Origin of the sequence: Mesorhizobium sp. M1334 (assembly GCF_040317995.1) — a bacterium.
GTDB lineage: Bacteria > Pseudomonadota > Alphaproteobacteria > Rhizobiales > Rhizobiaceae > Mesorhizobium.
The window spans coordinates 1-11017 of sequence record NZ_JAMYLM010000053.1 but is presented as its reverse complement, the minus strand read 5'-3'; the positions used below and the strand labels follow the sequence as shown (position 1 = coordinate 11017).

The 11017-nt window shown below is 56.8% G+C and carries 7 protein-coding genes and 3 pseudogenes; 9 read left to right on the top strand and 1 reads right to left on the bottom strand.

Annotation, left to right across the window (positions count from 1 at the left end; translation table 11 throughout):
- Positions 1-103 (bottom strand): annotated as a pseudogene (locus tag NKH17_RS32825) (cobalamin-binding protein); the annotation flags it as partial.
- 409 nt (positions 104-512) lie between these two features.
- Between NKH17_RS32825 and NKH17_RS32820 the strand changes: the two are divergent.
- The 9 genes and pseudogenes from NKH17_RS32820 (at position 513) to NKH17_RS32780 (ending at position 10803) form a co-directional block, all read left to right on the top strand.
- Positions 513-1532: a LysR substrate-binding domain-containing protein gene (locus NKH17_RS32820; RefSeq protein WP_352973488.1), complete on the top strand. Its 1020-nt coding sequence runs from the start codon at positions 513-515 to the stop codon at positions 1530-1532.
- A 281-nt stretch (positions 1533-1813) separates the two neighbouring features.
- On the top strand, positions 1814-2800 hold the full coding sequence (locus NKH17_RS32815) for an ABC transporter permease (protein ID WP_352973487.1): 987 nt from the start codon (positions 1814-1816) through the stop codon (positions 2798-2800).
- Positions 2801-2946: 146 nt separating this feature from the next.
- Positions 2947-3999, top strand: a complete 1053-nt coding sequence (locus NKH17_RS32810) for a quaternary amine ABC transporter ATP-binding protein (RefSeq protein ID WP_352973486.1) — start codon at positions 2947-2949, stop codon at positions 3997-3999.
- 153 nt (positions 4000-4152) lie between these two features.
- Positions 4153-4869: an SDR family NAD(P)-dependent oxidoreductase gene (locus NKH17_RS32805; RefSeq protein ID WP_502910653.1), complete on the top strand. Its 717-nt coding sequence runs from the start codon at positions 4153-4155 to the stop codon at positions 4867-4869.
- A 255-nt stretch (positions 4870-5124) separates the two neighbouring features.
- Positions 5125-6645: a trimethylamine methyltransferase family protein gene (locus tag NKH17_RS32800; protein ID WP_352973484.1), complete on the top strand. Its 1521-nt coding sequence runs from the start codon at positions 5125-5127 to the stop codon at positions 6643-6645.
- Positions 6646-6842: 197 nt separating this feature from the next.
- The gene (locus NKH17_RS32795) at positions 6843-7898 is read left to right on the top strand and encodes a GlxA family transcriptional regulator (RefSeq protein ID WP_352973483.1); all 1056 of its coding nucleotides are present in this window, start codon (positions 6843-6845) and stop codon (positions 7896-7898) included.
- A 196-nt stretch (positions 7899-8094) separates the two neighbouring features.
- Positions 8095-9117 carry a sterol desaturase family protein gene (locus NKH17_RS32790; protein WP_352973482.1) on the top strand — a complete coding sequence of 341 codons (1023 nt, stop codon included), beginning with the start codon at positions 8095-8097 and terminating at the stop codon, positions 9115-9117.
- A gap of 69 nt (positions 9118-9186) precedes the next feature.
- Positions 9187-9509, top strand: a pseudogene (locus tag NKH17_RS32785) (2Fe-2S iron-sulfur cluster-binding protein).
- 61 nt (positions 9510-9570) lie between these two features.
- Positions 9571-10803: pseudogene (locus NKH17_RS32780) on the top strand (NAD(P)/FAD-dependent oxidoreductase).
- Positions 10804-11017 lie beyond the last annotated feature (214 nt).

Below are 11017 nucleotides of genomic sequence, written 5' to 3'. Positions count from 1 at the left end.
GCTCGATCTCTTCCTTCAGCCCGTCATAAAGGTCGTCGTGCATCTGCTGCACAAGTTCCTCGTCGGAAAGCTCGGAAAGGATGATCTCTTCGTGGTCGGCCATTCGGTTTGCCTCGTGCATAATTAAAGGGGATCGGTACCCCATGCTCTATGGGGTACCGACCAGGCTTCCGGCTGGAGCCTTGGGAGTTGATTGAGCTGCTAGTCACACTTCCTTGAGACACATGCTAGAGGGATCAATGCCGAAGCCGCGTTGATCTCGTTCGGCAGCGAGGATGTTACCCGCGGCCTCATCAAAACGTCGGTCACCCCTCACAGTTGTCTTCCTGGCCAGTCAATGACTTCTATTTGTCTGATCAGGACTGCGATCCGCTGTGTGGTCGACCCGCACCTCGACTGAAGTTCCCTCGATCCTCCGCAATTGAGATCATTGATATCGATCAGCCCGATGCTTATAGAGAACGGAGCGAGACGCAATTTACTTTTTGTCCGGACGGGTATAACAATTTCTCATGTCGAAGGACTATCGCAGGCTTCCCTTGAGCGCCCTTCGGGCATTTGAAGCAGCGGCCCGGCATCTAAGCTTCACCAAGGCCGCAAATGAGCTGTCGGTCACCCAGGCGGCCGTGAGCCGCCACATTCTAACGCTGGAGGACCACCTCCAGATCCAGCTCTTCAATCGCGGCAACCAGAAGGTCTCCCTGTCTCCGCCCGGCGAGGAGTTGTTCGAAGCCGTGACGCTTAGCCTTGGCCACATGGCCGCGGCCTTTGACAGCGTGCGCAGGAGGCAAAAGGCCCAACCCTTGATCGTCGGCATGCCGATGTCGTTCGCGACTCTGTTTATAAGCCACCGGATCGGAGACTTCGTCGCCAGCAATCCGAAAGTCGACCTTCACCTGGTCTCGCTCGAGCGCAGCCCGGCGCCGGCAACCGACGGTTTCGATGTGTCGGTGGTGATGGGATATCTGCCGCGTCCGGGCTTCATCGCGACCGAGCTCTTCAGCGAGGAGGTCTTCCCGGTTTGCAGCAAGGCCTATCAGGCACACTCGCAAATCCTGACGCCGGCGGATCTCGTAAACGAGGTTCTCCTGGCCATGGACGACCAGCATTGGTCGGCCTACCCCTGGTCACCTTTCGATTGGACCCACTGGCTGGAGCAATTCGGAATCTCGTCCTCCTTCAAGCGCACCATCACCTTCAACAATTATCCAACGATGATGCAGTCGGTAATCAGAGGGCATGGCATCGGGCTGGGCTGGCGTCATCTGGTGAGCGATTACCTCAGTGAAGGCACCCTGGTGAGGCCTGTGCAGGAAAGCTATCTCACCGGCCGAAAGCATCACCTTGTCATTCCGGTCACAGCGATCGGACGCGAGGACGTCCAGATCTTTCGAGATTGGCTGACCACGCAGGTCTCGGACCTGAAGCCTCTCCTGCCGGAGTCGTCCCCCGAATTCATTGATGCCAAGCCATTGCTCGGTGATGAGGCTGCGATCGCGAAAACCGCTCCATCGACGCCTGATAACATTTAGTCCGCCACATATAAGTTTTTGTTCGGTTGTCTTGCCACCCGTGCCTGGTTAGCGTGCTGGAATAACCAGACAACAGCGTCGCAAGCTGTGCTGCAGTCACGGATGGAGGAAGTGCAACAATGCAACACAAGCAAAGATTGCCTTAGCAGCAGCAGCCGAAACGGTCTGCTGCCCATCCCTTCCATTTCTTATCGTGAACTGACGACGTAGCCACTCGTCAACTGGACTTTGGCCATCTCCGGAAGCACTCGATAGCCTGTGCTCTACCGAAAGGAGCTTTCGTGAAGCCCGAAGACATTCTGGATCCCTTCAAAACCTGGCGAATTCCGTTTGGCCAATGGGTCAACGATGTGGTGGGGTGGATAGTCGAACACTACCGACCGTTATTTCAGAGCTTGAAGTGGCCAGTTGACCGGCTTTTGACGGGATTTGACCTCGCGCTCAATGGCATCCCGCCTGTCATTACAGTTCTGTTCTTCGGATTGATTGCCTGGCAGATCGCCGGGTGGCGTTTGGCACTTCAGGTCGCGGGTCTGTTGGTGATCATCGGGCTTCTCGGTATCTGGGGCGAGACGATGACAACGCTTTCCCTCGTCTTCACCGCCGTTCTATTCTGCACGATCGTCGGTATTCCGTTGGGCGTCATTGCCGCTCGAAGTCATCGGGCTGCTGCGATCTCCCGGCCGATCCTCGACACAATGCAGACCATCCCATCATTCGTCTATCTGGTGCCAGTGGTCATGCTGTTTGGTATCGGCAACGTGCCGGGTGTCATTGTGACAATCATTTTTGCGCTCCCGCCGGTCATCAGGCTGACCACCCTTGGCATTCAGCAGGTTTCCGAAGAAGTGGTCGAGGCCATGCGTGCCTTTGGTGCCACCAATAATCAGCTGCTGTTCAAGGCTCAGCTGCCGTTGGCACTGCCGAGCATAGTGGCCGGTGTCAACCAGACTTTGATGATGTCACTTTCCATGGTTGTTGTCGCTTCCATGATCGCCGTCGGTGGACTCGGGCAGATGGTTTTGCGCGGGATCGGCCGTCTCGATATTGGTCTGGCAGCTACAGGCGGTATCGGCATCGTTATCCTGGCGATCATTCTCGATCGCCTGACACAGTCCGCGATGTCTCAGGGCAGACGCTATACTGACGTTGCCTGGTATGGACGTGGCCCGGCCGCGCTCTTCACCCCAATCTTCGCGCCTCCCCGACAGCAGCTCCAGGCAGGCCCGGTCGAGCCGGATATCGGCCGGCAACAGGCTCCAAGCTGAAAAGCAAGAAGGGCTACCATGATGCTCAGGCCTCAAAATCGGCCCGCATTGATCAGTCGGACGACCGGATCGCCCGAGCAAGGCACGCAGCCAAGGAAGTGCTGACCCGGGTTAGCGGCGATACCTCTCAAACCTGGAGCTTACCTTTGAAAGCGCATTCCGTCGAATTCAAGGATGTCTGGAAGGTCTTTGGGACGAACTCCAAATTCGACCTTGCCAGTGTCCAACGCGATCACCTTTCAAGGGCCGTGCTCCTCGAAAAGCATGGCTGCGTGGCAGCCGTTGCCGGCGTCTCCTTCAAGGTGGAGGCCGGGGAGATCTTCTGTGTCATGGGTTTGTCCGGAAGCGGAAAGTCGACGCTTGTCCGGCATGTGAACCGCTTGATCAAGCCCAGCTCCGGACAGATCATTGTCGGCGGCGAAGATATAAACCTGAAGACCGAAACTGAAATGCGCGAGATCCGCGCCCGCTCAATGGGCATGGTCTTCCAGAATGTGGCGCTTCTCCCGCACCGAACAGTCCGCGACAATGTCGCCCTGCCGCTGGAACTGAGAAAGGCGAGCCTTCGCCAGCGCTCCGAGATTGCTGAAGAAAAGCTGGAGCTCGTCCAACTTGCAGGTTGGGGCGACCGTTACCCTGATCAACTTTCCGGTGGTATGAAACAGCGCGTTGGCCTCGCCCGAGCTCTGGCGGCCGATCCCGCCATCTTGTTGATGGATGAGCCATTTTCGGCCCTCGATCCGCTCATTCGGCGCGAGTTGCAGGACCAATTCAAGGCGCTTTCGACTAGACTGGGAAAGACCACACTGTTCATCACCCATGACCTGGATGAAGCCGTCCGGCTGGGGCACCACATCGGGGTGATGAAAGACGGAAAGATGCTTCAGATCGGTTCCGCCGACGAGATCCTCGGGAATCCCAATGACCCGTACGTGGAAAAATTCGTCCAGGGCAGCAGCCGGTTGAAGCTTCTGAAAGCAGAGACAATGATGATGCCGCTTGAGGAATTTATCAAGGACGGAAAAGGCGCGCCATTGGCCGGCGCCCCGCGGCTCGGCCTCGATGCCTCGATCAAGGAATTGCTTGGTCTGTCAAATCGACATGACAACACGCCGCTGGTTGTTGTCGATGAAGGCGGGGTCGACGTGGGTGTGATCACCACGTCAGCAATTCTGCGTGGTGTGCATGACCGTCTATAGCCATGAAATGATCAGCTTTCTTGAAACATCTCTCCCTTGCTGCGGCTTGCAACCCTGCTTTGCGGTCGGACTGAGGTTCCGTCGAAATTCACCGGGTGAACGAAAATGAAAACCGAACGCAAGACCGTCGTCGTCACTGGAGCGGCGGGCGGCATGGGCCAGGCGATCTGTAAGAAGTTCGCCTCGAGCGGTTATTTTGTCGTCGCCGGCGACACCAATGCGGAACGCTTGGCTGAGACGATCAGCGAAATCAACAGAAGCGGGGATAATGGCCTGGCAAAGCCCGGTGACCTCAGAAGCAAGGCCTATTGCGAGGATCTCATCGATACCGCCATCAGCCTTACCGATCGCCTGGACGCCCTTGTCAACAATGCAGGCATCATCACGCGCGGAACAATCCTCGATACGAGCGATGAGGATTGGGAACGAACCTTCGATATCAATCTCAAAGCGGTATTCTACACCTGCAGGCGGGCAATAGCCTTCATGAAGGAGAATGGTGGAGGCTCGATCGTCAACATCTCTTCGACCTGGGGCATCTATCCAGGACCAAGTCACGCAGCTTATTGCGCGAGCAAGGCCGCCGTCGCGACGTTTTCAAAATGCCTTGGCCGCGACCATGCCAGCGACGCGATAAGGGTCAATGCCGTCTGCCCCGGTGAGATTGACACACCCATGCTGCGTTCCGGCTTCATCCATCGGGGGTTCAATCCCGACACAGCGGTCGCGGAACTCAGCAAGTCGAACCCCCTGGGCCGGCTTGGCAGCCCTGAGAATATTGCTGATGCGGTCTACTTTCTCAGTTCGGATGCGGCAGCTTTCATCGCCGGGACCACACTGGAAGTCGCTGGTGCCAAGGCCGTCTACTAGGTGACTCCCGTACGGGTGAATCGTCAGGTTGCCGCTGAAACGGTCGGCGCCCGAGCAGCCTCTTTAATGTTCATTGTCGGCAGGGAACGGCCAGCTTTCTCAGGCGGGCTGGAGCGGTTCATCGCGCGATCATCTGACGAATAGCCTGGGCTAAACTCCGGTCATAACGTCAGTTCATAAGTTACATTATTTTTTGTTGGTGGCTGTCTAGGAACCATCGCCCTATATTGTGATGCAAAATCAGGAATCACAAAAATGTCCGCGAGATCTGGGGGCCGAGACGCTCGGCAAAAACTGCGTTCTGACAGAACAGTTACTTGGTTGCCGCCGCTTGAGCGGGGGCTGCCATATATGGATTTGCTCAACCAGGATGATCTGCTGCGGATGCATAATATCTCTATGCAGATACTTGAAGAGATCGGCATCGAATTTCGTGACGACGAGGCGATTGAACTGTGGCGCGCTGCCGGTGCCGACGTATCCGGTCAGCGCGTCAGGATCGACCGGAATCAGCTGCTGGAGCTTGTAGCCAAAGCTCCTGAAACGTTCACCGTGCATGCGCGTAACCCCGCCAAGACGATCAGCCTCGGTGGCCGCAAGAGCATCTTTGTGCCGGCCTATGGGTCGCCAAACGTGCTTGACCTTGAGGGCAAGCGCCGAAATTCGACGATCTCGGATTTCGTCAATTTCGCGAAGCTGGCCTACCAGGCGCCGGCAATGCATATGACTGGCGGCGTTCTTTGCGAGCCGATGGACATTGCCGTTCCAAAGCGCCATCTGCACATGAATTACAGCCTGATACGCTACTCCGACAAGCCGTTCATGGGCGCGGTAACCTCGCGCGAGAGGGCGGAGGACACTGTGGCCATGGCCAGGATCGTTTTCGGCGACGAATTCGTGCAGGACAACACCGTCATCATCGCGCTTGCCAATTGCAATTCGCCGCTCGTTTGGGACGCCACCATGCTCGATGCGGTCAAGGTCTATTCGGCGAATAACCAGGCGATGATTTTTGCGCCGTTCGTCCTTGGCGGCGCCAGCACCGCGGCCAGCACCGTGGCTGCGGTTGCCCAGCTCAATGCCGAGGCACTCGCCGGTATCGCTTTCGCGCAGCTTGTTCGGCCAGGCGCGCCCTGCATCTATGGGCAGTGGCTAGCCACAGTCTCCATGAAAAGCGGCGCCCCGATGGCCGGCACACCCGAGATCTGCCACATGAACATGCTGGTCGGCCAACTGGCTAGGCACTACAAGCTGCCCTGGCGCTGCAGCGGCAGCAATACAAGTTCAAAGCTGGTCGATGCCCAGGCAGGCTATGAGGCGGCGCGCAATATGTATGGCGCGCTGATTGCCGGAGCGAATTTCGTTCTTTCGACGACCGGTTATCTCGAAGCGGCGTTGACCCAGAGCTATAGCAAATTCATGCTCGATTCCGAGCAGATGGTGATGTTTTACAAGCTTGGACAAGGCGTTGTTCTGCGCGAGATCGATGAAGCGCTCGATGCGATCCGTCAAAGTGAGCCAGGCAGTCACTACCTGGGAACTGAGCACACGCTAAAGAATTTTGAGCGCGCCTTTATCGTTCCCGAATTAATGAATCACGACAGCTTTGAGCAGTGGTCCTTCGCCGGCGCTAAAGATGCCAATACACGTGGGATCGAGGCAGCAGTACGGGCGCTGAAAGAATACCAGGAACCGCCGATCGACGAAGCCATTGACGAAGCGCTCCTTGATTTTATCAAACGCCGGGAACTCGAAATCGGTGATGCAGTGCTTTAGGGCGAGATTTTCGGTTGGCAAGAAGCGAAGGATAGCACGCTGCGACGCCGGCGGTTTGTGGCGGCATCCTAGACGAACCGGTCTCGGTCCGAGCGTGACTGGAGCCAATCGTTGACACCGGGCATTAGCTCAACCACGCCGGATCTCGTTGAGCCCGGTTACGGATCAGGCCTCGGCCAACTGCATGGACGTATCCGATGAACGCTCCTGCCAACATCAGCGCTATCAGGTCGTCGACCGCACTGGACGCCCCGGCGATCGCCGACCGCCCGATTGAATTGCTGGCTCTGGTCTTACCGGGATTCTCGCACCTTGCGCTTCATGCCTTCCTCGAGCCGTTTCGGATAGCCAACACAGTATCGAGACTGCCGCTGTTTCGGTGGCGGATTGCGGGGCTCGACGCACGATCGGTCGTGGGGGCGAACGGTCTATCGATCGCCGTGGACACAACGATAGCCAAACAGGACGCCGGTTCGCAAAAGCGCAAGCTAGACCACCTGGCGGTCGTTTCAGGCGAGCCAGTGGAGCACCAGCTCACGCCACAACTCAATGCGTTTTTGCGTATAACTGCACGCCATGGAGTTCCAGTGACAGCGATTGGAACAGCGACTTGGTTGTTGGCGCAGACGGGCCTTCTCGGAGCTGCGCGCTGCACAATCCACTGGTCCCGGCTTCCCGCTTTTTCAGAGGTCTTCACTCAACCGCGGATCCGCGATTCTCTCTTCATCAAAGATGGGCAGTTCTCGACCTGCGCGGGCGAACTGGCAGCCTTCGACTTGGCAGTCGACCTCATTGCCGGACACGCCGGCGCGTTCATCGCCCAGGAAGTGTGCCGTCATGCCATTGTCGAGGGCCAGCGATCGGGGTCGCATCGTCAAACCGGGCCTTCGGGTCTCGCCTTTGCAGGCGTAAGCGACAAGCTTCGTATGGCGATCCGGATCATGGAAGAGAATATAGAATGCCCGTTGGCCATGAGCGAAATCGCCCAACGCGCCGGCGTCTCCCGGCGCCAGTTGGAACGCCTGTTTTCCGAACAGGTGGGTTTGCCTCCGTTACGCCAATACTTACGCATTCGCGTGGATCATGCCAGGCGCCTGATTGAAGGTACACGCTTGCCCATCATCGATGTCGCAATGGCCTGCGGATTTATCTCGCCTTCGCACTTCGCAAAGTGCTTTAGAGATTTCAATAGTATGTCGCCGCAGCAGTGCCGCTCTATGGTCCCGGCCTGGGTCGGGCCTGGGCTTGGATAGCTTCCAGTTGGCGCCGTTCAGGCCGACCAAATAGGGCTGAGGCATTCCCTCATGGAATGCAAGAGCGCGCTAGATTTCATTTGATCCTGAACAGCTATCGCAACATGCTTGGTGCCAACCGAACCTGTGCGGCCCTGATGTCTTTCGGGCGACCGCTAAAGTTCGACTGAATATGAGAAGCTTTGGGAGCGCGCAGATGGCAAATACGACTTTTGAAGTTGAGAAGCGCCGAGCGCCGATCGCGGATAAATCAGTATGGAACTACCATCCTGACCTCCCCCTCCAGGATCACTCCCTCTTCGACCTCAAGCGCGGCCCCACCAAAGGACTGAAGCTCCTGTGGAACTCCTGGATGCCCGTCTCGGATCGTTTGATCGTAGTTGGCGTTTCGCTTCTTACATGGTTCTACCTCACCCCATCCCTGTCAGTTACGCGCACCTTTGCCCTTGACTGGATTGCGGCCGTCTACTTGCGCAATTTGGTGTTGATGATCTTGCTAGCCGGCGGTATGCACCTTTATCTCTATACGTTCAAAATGCAGGGAAATCGTTTTCGGTACGATGCGCGCCCATTCCATAAAAAGAGCGCGCTGTTCACGTTTGGCAGCCAGTTTCTGGACAATGTGTTCTGGTCAATTGTTAGCGGCGTTACCGTTTGGACGGCATATGAGGTTCTTGGCCTCTGGGCTTATGCAAACGGATACATGCCGATGCTAAATTTCGCCAGTCATCCGGTTTGGTTTGTCCTGTGGTTCATACTTTTACCATTCTATGGCGTTCTTCACTTCTATTGGATACATCGGCTGCTACATTGGGGCCCCCTCTATAATTTTGCGCATTCTCTTCATCATAGGAATGTAACTGTTGGCCCTTGGTCTGGCATGTCGATGCATCCGGTCGAGCACATTATTTATCTCAGTTCCGTGGCCATTCACTTTGTGCTGGCCTCGCATCCGATCCATTTTCTTTTCCATCTGCAGTCCAAGGTGTTGTTGGCCGTCAGCTCGCATGCGGGATACGAGTCCGTTACGTTGGGCGAGAACGGCAATGCTGGACTAAGGGTAGGGGACTTTTTCCACCAACTTCATCATCGCTACTTTGAATGCAATTATGGCGAACCCGAAGTGCCCTGCGATGCGTGGTTCGGAACCTTCCATGACGGTTCGGAAGAAGCCACGGCGCGCACACGCTCTCGTATGAAACAGATGCGAAAAAAGTGAACCGGCGGATTTGCGCGACCTCGCCGGCCGACGCGCCTACCGCCTGCTGCAAGCAAGGATCCTCTAATGATGGTCAAAATAACCTATATTGAACATAACGGCCAACCGCATGTGGTGGATGTGCCCCGCGGAACCAGCGTCATGGAAGGGGCTCGCGACAACGTATTCCCGGCATTGAGGCAGACTGCGGCGGCGCATGTTCTTGCGCCACCTGCCATGCCTATGTCGAGTCGAGTTGGATTGACAAACTTCCTGCCAAGCAACCGATGGAGGAGGACATGCCGGACTTTGCGTTCGCGACGGATCCGGCGCGTTCGCGCCTGACCTGCCAGATCAGGGTCAACGAAGCTCTCGAAGGGTTGGTCCTGCTTTTGCCGGAAAGGCAGCCGTGAGACCGAGCGCGGACGGCTGGTCGGTAGGGACTGGTCGTCGATCAGGTCAAAGGAAAGTCCTATGTCTGGCATCGTCGTCATCGGCGCTGGTCAAGCAGGAGCGTCACTCGCAGCGAAGGCGCGCTCGCTCGGCTTTTCGGGTCCCATCACGTTAATAGGTGAAGAACCCGTCGAGCCATACCAGCGACCGCCTCTATCAAAAGGATATCTACTCGGGGAGGTCAACCTAGAGCGGCTGTCTCTTCGTGCGTCGTCGTTTTGGAAAGAACATGACATAAATCTTGTGCTTGGTCAGTCAGCCACCGCTATTGATCGTGTGACCAGGTCCGTCCATGCGGGCGGCAAAATCTTCCATTATGAGCACCTCGCAATTGCGACCGGTTGAACTGCGAAGAGACTGCCGGTGGCAATGGGCGGTTCCTTGAGAGGAGTATATACAATCCGTAACGTCGCAGATGTCGACGCGATGGCCGCCGAGTTCATTCCGGGGCGCAGACTCCTGATTGTCGGCGGAGGGTATATCGGTCTGGAGGCCGCCGCGGTCGGTGCGAAGCTTGGGCTTCAGGTCATTTTGGTTGAGATAGCCCCAAGGATTCTGCAACGGGTCGCGGCGTCCGAGACGTCCGACTTCTTTAGGGCGCTGCATTCTGTGAACGGCGTGTTGATCAAGGAAGGAACTGGCCTCGATCGGCTACTGGGTGAGGATCGGGTTTCCGGTGCGCTTCTGTCGGACGGAACAGAACTCCCGGTCGATTTTGTCATCGTGGGTATTGGCGTGACGCCAAGAACCCGGCTGGCGGAGGAAGCAGGGCTCGCGATCGACAACGGTATCTGGACCGACCGCGAGGGGAGAACGTCCGACCCGAGCATCTGGGCAGCAGGCGAGTGCGCATCGTTCCCTTATGAAGGCCATCATATCCGTCTGGAGAGCGTGGGCCACGCGATAGACCATGGAGAGCTGGTGGCCAAAAATATCGTCGGACTGTCACAGGTTTACGAGGCGCGACCTTGGTTCTGGTCGGATCAGTACGACGTCAAATTACAGATTGCAGGTTTGAACTTCCATTATGATCGAGTTGTAGAGCGAGCGGGTGATCAAGCCTCACGGTCGATTTGGTACTATAGAGGCGAGCGGCTGCTGGCGGTCGATGCGATAAATGATGCGCGAGCGTATATGATCGGCAAAAGGATCCTGGAGTCTCGCCAGACGATTTCGCCCCAATACGTTGTCGACGGCTCCATAGACGTCAGGTCCCTGCTTGCGCACGCCGTGAAACTGGCTGAGGCCGCCTGATGACCTGATGATGGCCTTGTTACTGAGGTCTTGCGATACGGCCGACCCGACTGACTAGAGCGGAATGAATTGAGGCTGAATCGGCGTGGGATTCCCTTAGGCGTGCAAATCTGATTGAACTAAACCGCTGCCGCGGTAGCTGATGCGCGGGTCTGGCCTGAGGAGGCCCCCGTCTGAGAAGATTTGGTGTTGAGCCAACCTTCCAGACAGGAGA

Bases quoted from the DNA above. Each gene is read 5' to 3' on its own strand.
- NKH17_RS32800 (WP_352973484.1), top strand. From the start codon at position 5,125: ATGTCCGCGAGATCTGGGGGCCGAGACGCTCGGCAAAAACTGCGTTCT.
- NKH17_RS32820 (WP_352973488.1), top strand. From the start codon at position 513: ATGTCGAAGGACTATCGCAGGCTTCCCTTGAGCGCCCTTCGGGCATTT.
- NKH17_RS32805 (WP_502910653.1), top strand. From the start codon at position 4,153: ATGGGCCAGGCGATCTGTAAGAAGTTCGCCTCGAGCGGTTATTTTGTC.
- NKH17_RS32795 (WP_352973483.1), top strand. From the start codon at position 6,843: ATGAACGCTCCTGCCAACATCAGCGCTATCAGGTCGTCGACCGCACTG.
- NKH17_RS32790 (WP_352973482.1), top strand. From the start codon at position 8,095: ATGGCAAATACGACTTTTGAAGTTGAGAAGCGCCGAGCGCCGATCGCG.